Source organism: Streptomyces sp. NPDC018045 (assembly GCF_044327445.1).
Classification (GTDB): Bacteria; Actinomycetota; Actinomycetes; order Streptomycetales; family Streptomycetaceae; genus Streptomyces.
Map to the genome: position 1 here is coordinate 35,177 of NZ_JBIRFL010000037.1, position 17,378 is coordinate 52,554.

General features: G+C 69.7%; 18 protein-coding genes. 13 read left to right on the forward strand and 5 right to left on the reverse strand.

What is annotated here, in order from left to right; genetic code table 11:
• Positions 1–25: 25 nt before the first annotated feature.
• A complete protein-coding gene (locus ACH4EB_RS36050; RefSeq protein WP_398352634.1) occupies positions 26–577 on the forward strand; it encodes a GNAT family N-acetyltransferase in 552 nt (183 codons plus the stop codon).
• 181 nt (positions 578–758) lie between these two features.
• The gene (locus ACH4EB_RS36055; RefSeq protein ID WP_398352615.1) at positions 759–2,759 is read left to right on the forward strand and encodes an ABC transporter ATP-binding protein; all 2,001 of its coding nucleotides are present in this window, start codon (positions 759–761) and stop codon (positions 2,757–2,759) included.
• A gap of 107 nt (positions 2,760–2,866) precedes the next feature.
• Here the strand turns inward: ACH4EB_RS36055 and ACH4EB_RS36060 are convergent, their stop codons facing one another.
• The 3 genes from ACH4EB_RS36060 to ACH4EB_RS36070 form a co-directional block, all read right to left on the reverse strand.
• On the reverse strand, positions 2,867–3,493 hold the full coding sequence (locus ACH4EB_RS36060) for a ScbR family autoregulator-binding transcription factor (RefSeq protein WP_398352635.1): 627 nt from the start codon (positions 3,491–3,493) through the stop codon (positions 2,867–2,869).
• A gap of 283 nt (positions 3,494–3,776) precedes the next feature.
• On the reverse strand, positions 3,777–4,181 hold the full coding sequence (locus ACH4EB_RS36065) for a hypothetical protein (RefSeq protein WP_398352616.1): 405 nt from the start codon (positions 4,179–4,181) through the stop codon (positions 3,777–3,779).
• Complete coding sequence (locus ACH4EB_RS36070) at positions 4,106–5,158, reverse strand: helix-turn-helix transcriptional regulator (protein WP_398352617.1); 1,053 nt, start codon at positions 5,156–5,158, stop codon at positions 4,106–4,108. The genes ACH4EB_RS36065 and ACH4EB_RS36070 overlap by 76 nt, the downstream gene beginning before the upstream one ends.
• 1,185 nt (positions 5,159–6,343) lie before the next feature.
• Here ACH4EB_RS36070 and ACH4EB_RS36075 point away from each other — a divergent pair.
• The 10 genes from ACH4EB_RS36075 to ACH4EB_RS36120 all read left to right on the forward strand — a co-directional run bounded on the left by ACH4EB_RS36075 (position 6,344) and on the right by ACH4EB_RS36120 (position 14,678).
• Positions 6,344–7,234, forward strand: coding sequence for a helix-turn-helix domain-containing protein (locus ACH4EB_RS36075; RefSeq protein WP_398352618.1), 891 nt, complete (start codon positions 6,344–6,346; stop codon positions 7,232–7,234).
• Positions 7,235–7,241: 7 nt separating this feature from the next.
• Positions 7,242–7,949: a hypothetical protein gene (locus ACH4EB_RS36080; protein WP_398352619.1), complete on the forward strand. Its 708-nt coding sequence runs from the start codon at positions 7,242–7,244 to the stop codon at positions 7,947–7,949.
• A 147-nt stretch (positions 7,950–8,096) separates the two neighbouring features.
• Positions 8,097–8,735, forward strand: a complete 639-nt coding sequence (locus ACH4EB_RS36085) for a WhiB family transcriptional regulator (RefSeq protein ID WP_398352620.1) — start codon at positions 8,097–8,099, stop codon at positions 8,733–8,735.
• The gene (locus ACH4EB_RS36090; protein ID WP_398352621.1) at positions 8,732–10,237 is read left to right on the forward strand and encodes a hypothetical protein; all 1,506 of its coding nucleotides are present in this window, start codon (positions 8,732–8,734) and stop codon (positions 10,235–10,237) included. The genes ACH4EB_RS36085 and ACH4EB_RS36090 overlap by 4 nt, the downstream gene beginning before the upstream one ends.
• Positions 10,234–10,425 carry a hypothetical protein gene (locus ACH4EB_RS36095; protein ID WP_398352622.1) on the forward strand — a complete coding sequence of 64 codons (192 nt, stop codon included), beginning with the start codon at positions 10,234–10,236 and terminating at the stop codon, positions 10,423–10,425. Before ACH4EB_RS36090 ends, ACH4EB_RS36095 begins: the two co-directional genes overlap by 4 nt.
• Positions 10,426–10,512: 87 nt before the next feature.
• On the forward strand, positions 10,513–10,746 hold the full coding sequence (locus tag ACH4EB_RS36100) for a hypothetical protein (RefSeq protein WP_398352623.1): 234 nt from the start codon (positions 10,513–10,515) through the stop codon (positions 10,744–10,746).
• 104 nt (positions 10,747–10,850) lie between these two features.
• The gene (locus ACH4EB_RS36105) at positions 10,851–11,375 is read left to right on the forward strand and encodes a plasmid mobilization protein (protein WP_398352625.1); all 525 of its coding nucleotides are present in this window, start codon (positions 10,851–10,853) and stop codon (positions 11,373–11,375) included.
• 279 nt (positions 11,376–11,654) lie between these two features.
• A complete protein-coding gene (locus ACH4EB_RS36110) occupies positions 11,655–13,373 on the forward strand; it encodes a relaxase/mobilization nuclease domain-containing protein (protein WP_398352626.1) in 1,719 nt (572 codons plus the stop codon).
• A gap of 83 nt (positions 13,374–13,456) precedes the next feature.
• On the forward strand, positions 13,457–13,903 hold the full coding sequence (locus ACH4EB_RS36115; protein WP_398352627.1) for a hypothetical protein: 447 nt from the start codon (positions 13,457–13,459) through the stop codon (positions 13,901–13,903).
• Between the two features lie 79 nt (positions 13,904–13,982).
• Positions 13,983–14,678, forward strand: a complete 696-nt coding sequence (locus tag ACH4EB_RS36120) for a hypothetical protein (protein WP_398352628.1) — start codon at positions 13,983–13,985, stop codon at positions 14,676–14,678.
• A 362-nt stretch (positions 14,679–15,040) separates the two neighbouring features.
• On the opposite strand, the gene ACH4EB_RS36125 is transcribed toward ACH4EB_RS36120, so the two are convergent.
• A complete protein-coding gene (locus ACH4EB_RS36125) occupies positions 15,041–15,313 on the reverse strand; it encodes a hypothetical protein (protein ID WP_398352629.1) in 273 nt (90 codons plus the stop codon).
• A gap of 157 nt (positions 15,314–15,470) precedes the next feature.
• Entirely contained in the window at positions 15,471–15,806 is a 336-nt protein-coding gene (locus ACH4EB_RS36130) for a cupin domain-containing protein (RefSeq protein WP_398352630.1), read from the reverse strand.
• A 71-nt stretch (positions 15,807–15,877) separates the two neighbouring features.
• Here ACH4EB_RS36130 and ACH4EB_RS36135 point away from each other — a divergent pair, with 71 nt between their 5' ends.
• A complete protein-coding gene (locus ACH4EB_RS36135; protein WP_398352631.1) occupies positions 15,878–16,813 on the forward strand; it encodes a GlxA family transcriptional regulator in 936 nt (311 codons plus the stop codon).
• Positions 16,814–17,378 lie beyond the last annotated feature (565 nt).

Here is a 17,378-nt window from a genome sequence, read left to right on the forward strand (position 1 = left end):
ACCCGCTGGAGATCCCGTGTTCGCCATGCGCCCGGCCACCGCCGCCGACGCCCCCGCCCTCACCACCATGATCCTCAGCCGCTGCCGGTGGCAGGAGGACCGCGGCCTGCCGAGCTGGCGCGGCTCCGCCGAGAACATCGCCGACCAGGCCGGTGACGGGGACATGTGGCTCTTGGAAAAGGACGGCAAGCACCTGGTCGGCTGCACCACCGTTCAGTCCGCCGCGCCGCCCTGGGGGTGGACGGAACAGGAGCTGGCCGAGCCCGCCAACTACCTGTACACCACGTGCACGGACCCGGCCTACCGCGCCCACAAGCCCGGCACCCTCATCGCCTGGTGGGCCGTCCACCGCGCCGCCCTGCACGGAAAACAGTGGGTCCGGCGCGGCTGCTTCCACCCAGAGCTGGTCCGTTACTACCAGGCGCAGCGCTTCCGCCTGATCCGCGAAGTGCAGCGCACCACGAAGCGTGCCTACCTCATGGCCTGCCCCGCCGACCCGGTCAACGCCGAGACGATCACCGGGAAGCTGCTGCGCGCCGATCTCCAGCCTCTCCTGGACAAGGAGCCAGCGCGATGAGCAGCCAGCCCCCACGACCGCATGATGGCAACTCTCTGGATCACCTCGCGGCCCGGCAACTACTCCACGACCAGGTGGAACAACGCAACCCGGCGTCCGGCGCCAGCCGTCACCGCAAGACCGGCTCCTCACCGACCGCCTGACCGGCGGATGCCGCGTCCTCCCGACCGAAGGGGCCTGCATGAGGTGGTTTCCATTACGCACAGCAGCACGAGCTGAGGACGGCAAGGCCACCGAGGATGACGTCACCGAGTCCGAGCGACTCCTGTTCGGCGGCCGGCTGCGCCTGGATCTAGCCTGGCTGCGGCACGAGGACGCCTTCCTCGACCTGACCCTGCGAGGCATGGTCGTACGCCTCCCCCACCTGCTGACCGTGACCGCCCGCCTGGCCCACCAGGCCAACGCCCGTGCCCTGCGGCAGGTCATCGGCGCCGAGGTGGGACGCGGGGCGGTGCAGGCCGCCAGCATGATCGCCATCAACCACGTCCTCGCCGCGCTCCTGGCCGCCGGGCCGACGACGCAGCGGCTCAGCTCCGCGCTGCCCGCACTGGTGGCCGTGGCGGTGTGCAGCGTGATCGGCGCCGCATTACGGGCGGTGTCCACCGCCGGCACCGGCAGACTGGAGCCCGCGGTTGAACGCGTGGCTACCGAGATCTACCTGACCGCCTCCGCGAAAGTGGAGATGGCCGCGATCGAAGACCCCGACTTCCACCGCCGCGCGGAGTCCGCCCGCTTCGGCGCCGGCTCCGCGCGCCGCATGATCCAGTACAGCACCTCGGTCATCAACGCCCTGATGTCGCTGCTCGCCTCCATCGGCGTGCTGACCGTACTGCACCCCGCGCTGCTGCCAATGATCATGATGATGACCCTGCCCAGCGCCTGGTCCACCCTCGTCATCGCCCGCCGTCGCTACCTGTCCTTCAAGGTGTGGACCCAGCACGCCCGTGCCGGACGCCTGATCTCAGAGCTGCTGACCTCCACCCGCGCCGCGGCCGAGATCCGCCTGCACGGCATCGCCGCCTTCCTGCTCCACCACTTCCGTCGCATGTCCGAGACCGCCGAAGAAGAACACGCCCGCCTCGCCCACCTCGCCGCCCGCACCGGGATCCTCGCCTCGGCCCTGACCGGCGTCGCGTACGCGGCGACGTTCAGCGTGCTCGGCCTGCTGCTGTGGACCGGCGCCATGCCGCTGGCGGTCGGCGGCACCGCCGTCATCGCCATCCGCACCGCCACCAGCTCCCTGACCAGCCTCGTCCGCCAGATCAACTACCTCAACGAAGAATCGCTTTTCGTCGGCGACCTGGAGCACATCCAGGATGAAGCCGAACGGCGCGCCATCCCCGCCACCGGCCCCCCTGTGCCCGAGCACATCGAAGAAATCCGCTTCGAGAAGGTGTCCTTCACCTACCCGGGAAAAAACAACAAGCCCGCCCTCGACGGCGTCGACCTGCGCATCCCGGCCGGGGCGACGGTGGCACTGGTCGGGGAGAACGGCTCCGGCAAGACCACCGCCGCCAAACTCCTCGCCGGCCTCTACCTACCCGACACAGGCCAGGTCCTGGTCGCAGGCTTACCCACGAGTGAGATCGACCGGAGCGCCTGGTTCTCCCGCATCGCCAACGTCTCCCAGGACTTCTACCACTGGCCGCTGACCGCCCGCATGAACGTCGCGATCGGCCGCACCGAGGCAGCCCCGACGGAGGAACGGCTCACCGCCGGGGTCCGGCACGCGGACGCCGAAGAGCTGATCGAGGACCTGCCGCGCGGTTGGGAAACCCTGCTGGCCCGCGGCTACCAGGACGGCCACAGCCTGTCGGGCGGGCAGTGGCAGAAACTCGGCATCGCCCGCGCCCACTTCCGGGCCGGGCAGGTCCTCGTGGTCGACGAGCCGACCGCCGCCCTCGACGCGAAGGCCGAACAGCGGGCATTCGCCCAGATCCGGGCCCTCGCGGCCGGCGGGCAGACCGTCGTCCTCATCACCCACCGCCTGCACTCCGTACGCACCGCGGACCTGATCTACCTCCTCGAAGACGGCAGGGTCGCCGAGTCCGGCACGTTCACCGTACTGATGGACCCGACCACGGCCCCGGGCGGCAGGTTCCGGGGCATGTACGAGATCCAGCGCGCCCAGTTCGCCGCAGAAAACGAGCCCGCCGGGAAGGGCGGCCCAACCGTCACGTGAGGAGCCATCGCACAACTACGCGGTAGGGCGCCGAGACCACGGCGCCGACGAACACCCGGGTTCGGGGCTGGAGTTACTGGCAGTGGCTCCCGCCATGACGGATCGGGTCATGAAGCATCCCGATCGCTAGGTGCACTGAACCTCAGGAGCGGTTTGACAGCGGGGGCTGCGATTCCGGGCAAGAGATAGCGCCAAAGGGTGATCACTCGATGGTGCAAGTCGGCTCGTCCGGCGGATATGTGGGAGAGGAGCTGTGTCCCGGAGTAGGAACTGACCAGCAGCCAGGCCACTTCCTCAGCGTTTGCGTCCGGCAGGAGGTCTCCCCTTTTCTGGGCGGCGTGGAGCTGTGCGGTGAACATCTCTGCCCAGTAGCGGTAGGCAGAATCGTCCTGGCTGCCCCAGTCCCCTTGTTCGATGGCAAGGCGGACGCCGGCCCGCAATCTCGGATTTCCCTGCAGCTCGTCGGCAAGGTACAGGGTAATGTCGATGAGCCGTTGCAGGCCGTCTTCGCCTGGCGGCATTTCCAGACCATCGCCCTGCTCGATCATCACAGCGTGGGCCAGGTCACTTTTCGACGAGAAGTGGAAGTACATCGCTCCCGCCGTGACCTCCGCACGTTTAATGATCTTACTGATGCTCGCCGCGGAGTAGCCATACTCGTCGAACAGCTCGGCTGCCGCCCGGAGGATCGCCTCCCGCGTCTTGACTGCCCGTTCCTGCACTGTGCCGCTCATCCCTTCGACGATTGCGTGGGTGGTACGAAAAATGCCGAGCGCCTGCCGCATTGCAGAGGTGGAGGGAGGTTGATCTTCGCAAGGCTGGCGGTTCTGCATTCCCGTTTCCCATCGACCTCGGCCGCACAGTCCGAGCCGTCAGGGCCGCGGCGCCGCATACCATCAGCCCAAGAGGGCGTCTCGGGGAAGGCCACGCCTACACCGGCTGGCCGCGGCGACTCACCGGGCCCCCTCCGGCTCGATGGACGTCTGTGCGCCTGCCCCATCGAACCGGAGGTCGCCATTACTGGCTGGCCGGAATTCGGGCATGCGGCAGCAAATCGTCCTGCTCGTACAGGTCCCGCCACACCTCACGCAGCAGGAGGATCCGCTTCTGCAATTGCGGGAGCAGTTGCTGTATGTGCTCGATGGCCGCGTCCGGGGCGGTCGGCAACGCGCAGCGCGTGAGCAGCTTCACCTCGTCATGCGCCTCGGCGAATAGGACCGCCTGCGGCATGCGGGCGATCACCGCGTTCGCGTCGACCTCGGAAACTGCCCATTCGCCCGGCGCCTCCTCGATCGCCCAGATGACCGAGTGATGGCTCGGTGACAGCGTCAGACGGCTGTCCGGGCCTACCAGGCGGCTGAGAACAGGCAGCGGGATTCCATCCTCCCCTGCGAGGTCTGCCGCCTCTTCTGCCGTGTCCACGACGAGACGAGCGGTGAGCGAATGCGCGTGGCTGCGGCGCCGTGCATCGGCCCCCCTTCGCCCTTTTGACTCTGAGCCGACGCGCCTTGGACCTTTACGGCCGCTGAAGTTTCGGCCCAAGCGTTGCGGGTGCCCCCGAGGGCGTCGTGCTCGTCGTCAGCGTGGTCGTCCTCGACCCAGGTGATCACAACGAAGCGGCAGCCGGGCATGCTCGCCGGGTACAGGACGTGGCTGACGACTTCAACGGTCTCCCAGCCCAGGGCCGGCACGTTCATGCGGAAGACATGGCCGTCGCGGGTCTCGCCCATCTCGTCCTCGGTTTCCCAGATGTGCCGCACATCGGGATCCTTCTTGACCTCGTCGATCAGCCGGCGAAGCTCCGCGTCGCCCTCGTTGGTGGCCTCCGCGAATTTGAGCATCTTCACGTAGGCCGCAGCGTGCTTGTGCCAGTCGTGATACTGAATCCGCGCTTCGGAGCTGGTCAGCGCCCAGCGTATGAGGTTGGCGCCGGGCTCCATAACCCACGGCCACCACTCTGCCATCGCCGCGTTGAAACTGATGATGTTCCAGTACCGGTCACAGAGGTAGGTCGGGCTGGGCATCTGCTGATCGATCAGCAACCGCAACGCTCGTTGTAGTGCAGGACGGCCGTCGGTGCTCGGCGTGGCGAGAGACGTGCCGACGTTATACAGCACCAGTGCGTGGCGTTCATCACGGTCCAGTCGAAACAGAGCCGCCAGCGAGTCGCATTGAGACCGGGTGAATCGTGGCGGAGTCGCACCACGTTCAATCTTCCGGTACGTGCGCACCCCCATCCCCAGGGACTTAGCGGCCGGCGCTTGCGTGATGCCGGCAGCCTTGCGCCACCTTCGCAGAATCGCGCCGAATCCCATGAACTGACCGGCGAGCTGTCCAGCGTCGCGCCCTGATGAGCCTTCCCGGGCGGCACCGTCGGGGTCCGGTTCCTTCGCAGCCATGACCCTTCCTCATTCCTTCGACTTCCTTTTGAAGGCACCTGCATTCGGGCATGAAAAAAGCGGGTCAGCCCTCAATGGCCAGCCCCCGCCCTGTCGCCTCCGCCCTAGACCATACGCAATATCGCAGTGATCTTGACCATCTGTGCGACGGGCCACATGCAGGCGCGAACGACCTGTTTAACACCGAACAACCTTCGGGGATTTGGTGCGTTCGTGCGCGAATCGGGCATCTCTATCGGCATTTCATGATCGAATCCGGTAAGCGGCAAATGTTTGCCGCTTTTCATTTCCGGACGAGCCAGCCGGTCTAGACCATGCTCGCCGGGTTCATCGGCGGTTCACCGGAATGCTGATTCCCCTTACGCCGCAGGCGACTTGCAGCCCGACCGCCCGCGCCGCACCCCCGCTGAGCGCGGGAAGCTTTTGCGGGCAAAAACGGGCAAACGATCTACGTTGACGGCGCCCCGCCTCTTGGCTTGAATCGTGGCGATCGTTCGTTTTCTACGGAACGTTGCAGCAGCAGACGCAAGGGGACACGGTGAAGACCAGGTTCGGAGGGCGCAGAGCAGCCCGACATCTGCCTGCGTTCCGTCCGGCCGCCTCTCCGCATCGACGCTGGCGGCAACGCGCCTCGCTGCGCCGCGCGGGCGGCTTGTTAGCAGCCGAGGGCTTGCCCAGGCCCTGTGCCGGGATGCGGCCCGCGCCGCCCCTTCCGTGCGCCTACGGATGCGTATTGCTCGTCACCCTCTGCGACCAGTACAGAGGTTTAGAACCAACTCTGGATCTTGACACGGATCCGTGCGTATGTTCGTCGTCGTCATCCGGGCCCCTGCCCGGCAGGACGAATGCGGGAGGAACGCGGCAGATGCCAACAAGCACGTAGGACCGAATGCAGCGGCGGCGCCCAAGAGCGGGAACTCTCGGACGCCGACGCCTAACGGCATAACCCGCCCCGGGAAGGGCGGAGATTGCCCACCTTCACCACGCTGATCCCTTACCACCGGGCGCTTCAGCGTGGTCACACTACAGAGGGGATTGTTGCATGCCTCCTGCCCTGCGCAAAAGGCCCGCCCGCCTGGCCTGCGCGGCAGATGTCTACGCCTCGGCGCCTTTCCGCACCGCGCTGGAGCACAACACCACGGCCTCGGCGAAACGCCGACCCCGCCTCGCGGACGGGAGCGGCCGATGAGTGTCGATGCCCGCGAGTGGGTGTGGGAGCACAGCTCCAGCCGGGGAACCGCGCGCTTGGTCCTGCTGTCGATCGCGGACCGGGTAGCCGACGAGCAGTGCATTGCCTGGGCTTCGCTCACCAGTCTGGCGGAGCGTGCGAACGCCTCCCGGTCAACGGTGCGCGACGCCCTCGACCGGCTGCTCGACAGCAACGAGCTGGAGCAGCTCGACGACCTCACGGGCCCGCAGCGCAGCACGGTCTACCGCCTGCCTCTGGCCGCGATAGCCGCGGCACAGGTCACGAGGGAGCAGGAGACGGACGACAGCGACGCATCGACGGGCGAGCCCGACACCGGCCCGACGCTGCGGGTCTCGGCCCTGCGGCGGTACGGCATCCGTCCGCGTGAGGTACCGGAATCCCCCCGCACGGGCTGGAACCCGGTCGGTCCGGATACCGGTACCTCCCGACGGAAACCGGCACAGCGGCGTCCCGGAAACCGGCACAGCGGTGTACCGGAATCCGGCCCCCAGAACCGTAGTGAACCGAAGGTGAACCGTAGGTACAGCAGTAGGGGTGCCGGCGTCATCTCGGCCAGCGAGTGGCAGGTCGACCCAGACACCCACGCCTGGGCCCGCCAGCAAGGTCACCTCGACCGCCTCGGCGAGGAGGGCCTGGCCGCCGCCGACGAGAAGTGGCGGGTGCACCGCGCCGACTGGAAGCCCCGCTCGGCAGGGGCCTGGGCTGCCGACTGGCGCTCCTGGGTCGCCCGGGAGCACGCCCCGGGACGCCCGAACCTATACGCCGTGCCCGGCAACGGCCCCGCCAAGCCGGGCGGCATGACCCGCGCCGAAGCCCACACCGCAGCCCTGCTCGCCGCCCTCGACGAGCCGACCGGAACGGAGTAGCCACACCTTGGATCGCCGCGAAATCGCCGCCCTTCTGGCCTACATCGGCCGGCTCGACCCCCGCACCATCCGCGTCGAGGGCGAGGCACGCGACCAGCTCGCCCAGTGGCACGACCTGCTCGGCGACGTACCGATGGTCACACCGCACGGCTGGGACGCCCGCGTCGCCGCCCGGCAGCACATCCGGGTCTCGCCCTACCCGATCCTGCCCGCGGACATCGCCCGTCCCTGGGAAAGCTACCGGCGCGACCGTTTGGCCCGGCACACCGACCCGACCCCGTCCGTAGACCCGGACGACCAGGCGGCTTGGGCCGCCGAGCTGGCCGGCACCCGGCGTGCCGTGGCCACCGGCACCGCTCAGCCTGCGCAGTACCGGGCCATCACCAGCGGTCGGAACAACCCGGAACTCGCGGTGCGACTGCGCCAAGTCGGCTCCTGCATCCCGCCGGAGGTCCGAGCCGCCCTCGCGCCCTACCGGCCCGCCCGCGCAGCTCGCGAGACGGCCGTCGCCCAGGGCCAGCCCGACGCGCTCACAGTCCGCTGCGAGTGGTGCCTGGCGCAGATCGGCGATCCGTGCCGCCGTCGGCGGACCGGGCCCGACGGCGGAGCACGCGGAACCGCCCCGCGTGTCAAACCGCACCCTGGCCGCTTCGACCTCGCCGCCGCCCGGCAGGCCCAGGAGACCGGACAGGCTCAGCAGCCCGCGATGGTCTGACCAACCTGGCTCCTCGGTGCGCCCCGTTCGGTGCACCTCCGCCCCGCCCCGGCTGCGGCGCCCGCCCTGCGCCGCAGCCGCCCCGACGCCGCGTCCGTCCGCCGCCGGTCCCGACCGGTCCGACGCGGCAGCACATCGGAGACCACCTTGCGCCACATCACCACCCACGAAGCCCCGGCCACCAGCCTGCGCGGCATTAGCGACACCAGTTGGCACAGCCGCGGTGTGTGCCACGGCATGGACCCCGAGGACGCCGACGCCGTGTTCTTCCCGCTGCCCCGGGACCATGAGGCCATCACCGAGGCGAAGGAGATGTGCGGCCTGTGCCCGGTGCGCCGCGACTGCCTCAACTACGCCTTGGAGAACGTTCTCAAGGAGGGCGTATGGGGCGGGCTGACCGAGGCCGAGCGACGTCCCTGGCACGACGGGCTACCCCAGCGCCTCGACTACCGGCGCGTGATCGCATTCTTCAACGGACGCGACGTGCATCTGACCGAGTCCGAACGCCAGGTCGTCATCGACCACGCCTACGTCCGGGGATGGCGCCCCGACCGGCTCGCCGGCGCTCTGCAGATCAGCCACAAGCACGCCCGTGACCTGCTGCGGCAGGCCGCCAACAAGGTCTTCGACCGTGACCGCACCTACGGCGTGCCCAGGCCCAAGAACAAGCGGAAGAAGCCAACCCCGCACCCCGGCGACGTGCCCGTCAAGCCCGGCACGCGTCAGCCGGTGTCCCATCCGGTGACGTCGACTTCGGCGCCCGCCCCTCTCGGAAAGGCCGCATGACCCACCCCGTCCTGTCCCTCGGTGCCGCTCCGGACCTTCCACTCACCCTCACGATCGGCGTATCCGCCACCCTCGCTCTGGTGCTGTCCGGCTGGGCGTTCCGGCGCCGGGAGACACGTCCGCAAAAACGTCTCGGCAGCCCGGCCGTTAAGGTCGCCGCACTGGCCGCACTCGGCTGCACCGCGTACAGCGCCGACACGAGCTGGGCCTTCGCCGCCGACTACCTCGGCATGAACGGCACCGCCGAGCGGACGGCACTGTTCGCCGTCGCCGAACTCGCCCTCTACGCCACGGCTCTAATGGCCCGGCAGAACCTGGCCATACAGGGCGCGCCCGGACTGCCGGGCACACTGGTCTGGGTCATCACCGGAGTGCAGGTGATCCCCGCCTACGCCGAGAGCGGCCCCATCGGCGGCACCGTCAGGGCCTTCGTCGGCCCGATCATGGCCGCTGTCCTGTGGCACCAGGCCATGGGCATCGAACTACGCCTGCGTACTCCGGGGGCCACCTCACACGGACTGATCGCCACGCTGGGACGGGAGACACGCGAGCGGCTGCTGTCCCGCCTCGGCATCGCCGCACGAGACCGCGACGCCGCGCAGATCACCCGCGACCGGGCCACCACCCGCGCGGTCGCCCTGGCCGCCCGCCTCGCTGAGCGCACACCTGAGCAACAGCGGAGCTGGCGCGGCCGGCGGCTCACCCGGCGGCTGTCGAGAGCGGTTGGCAGTGCCTCGGTCGGCACCGACCCTCTCCAGCGCACGCAGATGCTCGACCTACTCGCCGCCCGCCGGCACGCACTCGCGCTCGCCACGGTCCCGCTGCCTTCGCCCTGGTCCCCGCAGCATGGCAGTGACACGGCCGCAACGGCTTCCTTCCAGAAGACCCCGAGCGCGCCGGCCCCCACGGCCGGTCCCCGTGTTCCCGCCGACACGGTCGGGAATCGGGGACCGGTCCCCGATTCCGGGGACAACAAGCTGGGGACCGGAACGGAGACCGAACCCGGCAAGACGGAACCCGACGAGGGGCCCGGCGGTAGCGCGGGGACCCCCCGCTCTGCGATTGAAGTGCCGGCTCAGGCCCAGGTATCGCCCCGGGGGCTGGCCGGCACCGAGACGGGGACCGAACCCACCAGGGACCGGGAACCGACCGACACCAAGACGGGGACCGAACCCACCAGGGACCGGGAACACAGGGTCCCCCTGAGGCGTAAGCCGACCACGAAGGCCAAGAACAAGCGTGGTGGCCAGTCTCATAGCCAGCAGACGCAGCGTCCGCCGCGCGTTCCGGAACAGTCCGTGGAGCAGCTCGTCCAGCAGGTCCGTCCCCACGTCCCGGCCCTGCTCGAACGGGACGGCAACGAGGCCGTCACCCGAGTCCAGCTACGGGAGATCCTCGGGCGCGAGGGCCTCAAAGGCGGCCGAAACGACCGGCTGAGCCTCGTCCTGCAGCATCTGCGGAGCGAAGCAAGCACCACGACGACAAGGAGCAGCACCCCATGAAGACCTGCCCGCGATTCGCGTCCCTCCGTGAGGAGTACGAGCGGGAGATCGGCTTCCTTGCCGCTCACTCCGAGCGGCACGCCGGAAGGCCAGCGGCGAAGTCCAGCGCGAGACACGCCGCATCAACGAAAGCACGGATGGCCCGCGCGCTCAGCGGCCACGTCGGGCGCTGTCCCGAGTGCGGCTGACCCGAAAAAGCAGCAGCTCAAAGCCCTGAGCCGTTGGTGGCCCGGCTCCGTGCCGGGCCACCAGCCCTTGCAATGAAGGAAATTGCCATGACACATACAGCCATACCCGAGGAGTTCGAAAGCCCCCTGACCTGGGCATTCCTGCACCCTACCCTCCCGTACGGTCTGCTCCATCCAGCGGTCGACGGCCCCGAGGGGCAGTGGTTCGCCCAGATCACGGCCGGCGAGCGGATCCACCACCTGGCGGACGCGGACGATTCCTTCGACTTCGTCCGCGACATCCTGGAAATCGCTCACGAGGCACGGGACGGTGGGCGGTGACGAGCCCGAACGGTCCCTCTTCCACCCCGCAACCCGACATCGACGCCAACCCGGTCTCAGGGCGAGCAAGTTATCGGCCAAGACACTCTTCCCCGTCGGGGAAGGTGTCCTGGCCTGAGCCCGCCCCGGGGGTGGCGGGTGCGGACCAGCACCAGGGGGTGCTGGTCCGCGAGGCAGCGACCGAGGGCGGGTCGCAGCCGGAGGAGAAGCCGTCGCCGCGCAAGCGCCGCGATGCTAAGAAGTCCGCGCGCAAGCGCCCACCGAAGCCGTCTGCACGAAAACGTAGTTACGTGTGCAGCGTCCGCCTGAACCACGGCGAGAAGGCCATGCTCGATGCCGCGGCAAGCGCGACCCGTACGAGCCTGCCCGCCTTCCTGGCCCGCAGCGGTCTCGCAGCCGCGCACGACCTCAACTACACCGCCGCCCCCATCGCCGGCCATCGCGAGCTGGTCGCCGAACTGTTCGCCGCCCGCCGCCACCTCGGACAGGTCGGCAACAACCTCAACCAGGTAGCCCGCGCCATCAATTCCGGTGGCCAGCCGACGGAGATCGACGCGGTCATCGCCGCGGTCCAACGCACCGTCTCCCGCGTGCAGGCGGCCACCGACCACCTGCTGGAACAACAGTGATCGCGCTGCTTCCGCTGGCCGTATGGCTATGGCGCGCAGGTCCTGGCCGCCCCGTTGCTTCGCCGGCAGCAGGTAGTCGCGCGGGCGTCCGAGACCACCAATGACCGCCGAAGCCGGACGTGGACGCGCTGCCGAGGGCCGCCGAGGCCGACAACCGCCGCTCGCGCGTGAGAGGCAGGCGCCGCCATCCACTCTCCGTTTTGCGGCTCCCCGCCACGAGGGGCCGGAACACCCCTCCCGCTGGGCACCCCAGTTGATTGATCGGTTGAGGACAGCAGCATGATCCCCCGGATCCAGAAGCGCGGGCAGCGCACCATCGGCCTCCTCTATTACCTGTACGGGCCGGGCAAGTTCGAGGAGCATACCGACCCGCACCTGGTCGCCTCCTGGGACCACAATGCTCCCGACCCCGGCCGCGACGCGGCCGCCACCCTCAAGCAGCTCCAACGGCTCCTGGACCAGCCCGTCGAGAACACCGACCAGGCAAAGCGGCCGAGCAAGCACGTGTGGCACCTGTCTGTCCGCAACGGCGCCGAGGACCGGGTCCTGACGGATGAGGAGTGGGGCGACGTCGCCCGCCGTATGGTCGCCGCCGCCGGTATCGACGACCCCGAGCAAGGTGCGGGGTGTCGGTGGGCGGCCGTCCGGCATGCGGACGACCACATCCACATCGTCGCCACCCTCGTCCGCGAGGACGGCTACAAGCCCGACCTCGACCATGACGCCGTCCGCGTACAGTCCCAGGCGCGCATTCTCGAAGCGGAGCTGGGTTTGCGCCGTCTGAACAAGGGCGACGGCACCGCCGCGAAACGCCCGACCAGCGCCGAGCGGCACAAGGCCGAGCGTCAGGGCCGTGAGCGCACTGCTCGGGAAGAACTGCGCGAGACCGTGCGCCAGGCGGTGGCCGGTGCGCACAGCGAGGACGAGTTCTTCGGCCGGCTGGCCGCCGCCGGCCTTCTGGTCCGCAAGCGCGCGGCCCCCTCGGGTGACCTGCTCGGCTACAAGGTCGCCCTGCCCGACGACCGCAACAAGGACAACGAGCCCGTGTTCTACCCCGGCGCGCGCCTCGCCCCGGACCTGTCTCTGCCCAGGATTCGGGAACGCTGGTCCGCCGGCGCCCGCGACCAGGACGTTGCAGCAGACGCTCCCCTCCACACAGCTCCGGCCAGTCCCTCCAGCGCACGCCGGCGGACCGCATCGGCCGCCTGGACCGCGGTCATGCTCATCGAGCACGGTGACGACGCCGTCGCCTCCGCTCACGTCGCGGCGGCTGGCGAGGTCCTGGACGCACTCGCTAAGACCTCCCCCGCCAGCAGCAGCCGCGACCTGCGCGATGCCGCCTTCGCGTTCGAACGCGCATCCCGCTCCCACATCCGCGCGGAACGCGGGCACGACGGGGGCCTGCGGCAGGCCGCCCGTGACCTCGTCCACAGCGGCCCAGCTCTCGGACGCGGTGAAGACGGTGCGACGACCGCGATGGCGATCGACATGCTGTTCTTCGTCATCACCGCCGCCGTGCACTGGCATGCGAAGAAGGGGCACGCCCAGCAGGCAGCCGCTGCCCGCCAGGCCGCCGAACACCTGCGCTCCGCCTACCAGGCAGCCGCGGCCCAACCTCTCGGCGTGCTCTACCAGCGTGGCCGGCGCCTGGGCCGCCCCCTGGTCCAGCGGCAGACAGCGGCGCTACGCGAAGCCGTTCCGGCGCTGGCCGAACGGGTCCTCAGCGAGCCTGGGTGGTACGCGCTCGCCGCGACCCTTGCCGATGCCGAGACCGCCGGCCACGACCCGGCCGCCCTCCTCGCGCACGCCGCCGGGCGACGGGAACTCGACACGGCGGACTCCGTCAGCGACGTCCTCGTGTGGCGGCTGCGGCGGAGCGCGGGCCTGCCCGCCGATACCAGCGACGAGGTGATCGACACACCCACGCCACAGTCCTCGGCCTACCAGACCGCACAGCGGGCACCGGGGCGGTCGGGGCCACGGCGCGGGCGGCCGTGACTGTGGGACTTGTGAATTGAAGCAAGCCGTGGAACTAGGGCACGATCATGATGCATGCAGAACGAGGTGAGGAAGGGTGCGAGGTGTTCGAACGAATGCGCCGCCGCCGGACGGCGGAATCCAGCGAGATGCAGCGTCGCTACTTCGAGATGTGGGCGCGGCTGGAGGGCCGGGTGCCGCCGGAGGTCGAGCGGATGCGGGCCGAGCTGCAGCCCGTTGAGCCGGCCGCGCTGGTGGACGACTTCATCCCGCCGGGGCTGCGCGTCCCCAGCCATGACCAGCTCGACGGCCGGATGATGCCCTGGGCGCAGCCGATCGTCCTGGACGGCGAGATGGTCATCTGCACCGGGTGCGGGGCGTACCGGGACTGGCTCGTCCTGTCCACCCGCGACCAAATCTGGCTGCGCTGCCGGGCGGGCCACCAGCAGCACGAGCCGCGCCTCGACACCGCCTGGTACAACCGGCACGCCGGCCCCGCGGACGCGACGCACGCCACGTTCGAGGACTGCCTGCGCCACCTCGGCCACTGACCCCCATCCCTACGACCCCACCGGGCCCCCGGGCCCGTACTGACCACCCGTCGCCTAGCACCAAGGGGTCAGTTCCACCATGCGCGTTCGCGTCGCCGCCGCCCTCGGCCTCACCGCCGTCACCATCCTCGCTCTGCCCGCCTGCTCCACCCACACCACCGAAGCCAAACCCGCCTCCACGCCCTCCACACAGAACAGGAAGTCGGCTAGCCCTAGCCGGAACGCTGCTCCGCTGTCTTCGGCCGCGCTGAAGGAGCGCCTGCTCGACGTGAGCGACCTCGGCGCCGGGTATGCCCGTAAGCCCGAGCAGCCCGCCCACCACGACGACGTCACCGTCCTCGGATGTCCCGCCCTCAACGGCCTCGGCGGTGACGCGGCCAGGGGAGGCTCGCTCGACTTCCCCCACCGCGCGAAGGCCACCTTCGCCTACGGCGGCGGCAGCGACTCGGAGGTTTCTGAGGAGCTGTACAGTGACTCCGCCGACAAGCTCTCCACCGGCACCGGCCGGATCTTCGAGGCGATGACCGGCTGCCCGAAGTATCAGGTTCTCGTAGGCGGCACCGCGGTCGACATCGCCACACAGAAGTCGGACTCGCCCCGGCTCGGCGACGAGCGGTGGAGCCAGTTGATGACCTTCTCCGCAGGCGGGCGCGACACCGTGGTGAAGCAGACTGCGGTCCGTGACGCCAGCACGCTGGTAGTGGTGTCCGGCTCACCGGCCCTCGTCGACCAGCACCTCGCCCAAGCCCATGCCAAGGCCACAGCGGCCCGCTGATTCCGGAGGCCATCGTGCGTCCCCCTGTGCCGCCGTGCCGGGGCGCCGAGGACCCGGCGGGCGGTGCACGCGTCCTCGCCACCCCCTGGCGAGCCACGCCGCACCTCGTACGGAACAACACGGTTGTCCTCGCAGGCGTCACACGCGAACAAGCGCGACGCCCGGCCCCATGTTCAGGGGCCGGGCGTCGCCGGTTTCGGACAGGCACAGAGCTTTTCTACACACCGCCCGCGGGCTTGCGGGATGCACGAGACGGGCGGGCCCTTGGGGGCCATTCCCACGTTGGGGCTCAGAGCCCGGGGCTGTCTTCCGGTGTGCCACGGTCCGTCCGCCTCTCCCGCTCCGGCCGAGAGCGGGGGCCTTCACCCCATACGGTGAATGCCTCCGACTTCGGCCAGGAGATAGGCGCCGAGAACCGTGCCGATCCCCGGAACTCGGGAGACCACCCAGTGGAACGGATGCGCGGCATAGCGGTCGCCCAGCTCCTGCTCCAGGTCGTCGGCCCGCCGGACAGCCTGGTCCAGAACAGTGACAAGGTGCTCGATCCGCAACGCCTCGGCGGCCTCCACCCGGGGATCGAGCAGCATCACCGGACGGCAAAAGATCACGCCGAGCCGCTCGGCCTCGTCCTCCACCGTCCGATTCCTGCCCGCCGCCAACAGCGCCGCCAGGCGCTTGCGGGTCAGCCGGGCTGCGGCCCGAGGGCCGAAAGTGGCAGTAAGGACGGCTCGCGCCTGGGCGCTGCGCAGCCCGCCGACGCTGGCCGGCCACGCGGATACGGCCGAGGGCTAGCTAGCCCTCTGGGTAGAAGAGGAACAGCGTGCAGCCGGTGGCGGTCGAGGGTACGTGCCACGACCCGGCCGGGGCGTGCAGGAACGTGCCGGCCGGGTAGTCGCGTGCTCCGTCGTTGAAGGTGCCGGCGGCCACGTAGACCTCCTCCGGGCCCGGCTCGTGGACATCGCGGTGCGGCCAGGAGGTACCCGCCTCCATCTCCAGCACGTTGGCGTGTGCGCCGGTCGGCCCCCGCCACAAGGGGCGCAGCCGGATCCCGGGGAACAGCTCACGGACCGGGGATTCGTCGACAGAGACGGAGGTGTAACCCTCCTGAGCGAGGATTTCAGGGTGCATGCCTGCAACAGTGCCGTGCGCGGGCCGCGGCAGACAGAGACTGTGATGACGCCATGGGGTACTTTTCTGCCATGCATCGCGTGGTGGCTCTGGTACGGCCGGTGCAGTCGGTCTTCGAGCTCGGCTGCGCCGTCGAGGTCTTCGGCACGAAGCGGCCGGGGGTGCCGCAGTACTACGCATTCGAAACGTGCGCGGAGACGCCCGGTCCCGTGCCGACCACGGGCGGGTACGCGATGACCGTGTCGCAGGGCCTCTCGGCGCTGGAGACCGCGGACACCGTGATCGTCCCGGGCTGGCTTCCGGTGGAGGAGCCGCTCTCCGACCCGGTGTGCCGGGCACTGCTGCGGGCGCACGCGCGTGGGGCCCGGCTGGTCACGATCTGCTCCGGGGTGTTCGCACTGGCCCGCACCGGACTACTGGACGGCCGCTCAGCCACCACGCACTGGGCGCGTGCCGAGCAACTGCGGCGTGAATTCCCCCGGGTGCGCGTGGAACCGGACAGGCTCTACGTGGATCACGGTGACGTCGCCACCAGCGCCGGCGCGGGCGCCGGGTTCGACCTGTGCCTGCACCTCGTCCGGAAGGATCACGGGGCCGCGTACGCCGCTGTGCTCAAGCGGCACATGGTGCTGCCGCCACACCACGAGGCCGACCGAGCGCCGTACGCGCCGCCCCCACCGCCCGGGAACGCCTTCGACGGCCTGCTCAAGTGGGTCGACGAGCGCCTCGGCACACCGCTGTCGGTAGCCGACCTGGCCGCGTACCTCGGTGTCTCGTCCCGCACCCTGGCCCGGCGCTTCACCGACCAGCTCGACACGAGCCCGGGTGCGTGGTTGCTCTCCCGTCGGGTGGCCGCAGCACGCGCCCTGCTGGAGGAGACGGAACTGCCGGTCGAGGCGATCGCAGCCCGCGTCGGCCTCTCCTCCGCGGTCAACCTGCGCCGCCGCTTCCGCTCCGCAACGGGCACGACCCCGGGCGCCTACCGGCGAGCGCTCCGGGCCCCGTGATCCGCCGGACTGCCCGCCACCGGGCTCGGTCTCGCGGGTGGTCTTACCTCGCCGGGCCAGCGGGGCGACAGCCCCATGCTCTGGCCGGTGCTTCAGACGCTGCGCATGGTCCGGCGCGGGCCCGGCCGCCCACGCCGCCGTCAGCACCGACCTTCGGGTTCCATTAGGCGTACTCCAGCCGTGACAACTGCGCCTACCTGCGCCGTCGGGGCATCAAGGCAGACCATCGCCGAGCCGGATGACCAGCGGGCCGACCGCCTCAACCGTGGCCGGCGGGTGGCCGGCCACCCGCCTTCGACAAGGCCCAGTATCGGCGGCGCAGCGCGGTTGCGCGCTGCGTCAGCAAGTGGAACCAGTTCCGGGCGGTGGCCAGCCACTAGGACAAACGCGACTACATCTTCAACGACACCCTCACCGTCACCGCGATCGTCATCTGGCTCCGCGACACCGTCCAAGAGCCATCAGAAACTACCTAGTGACCTGAGTCAGAGATTCGGTGGCAGTAGGCGGCGAATTTGTCGAGGATCTCGTCGGCGGTCTTCGTCCAGACGAAGGGTTTGGGGTG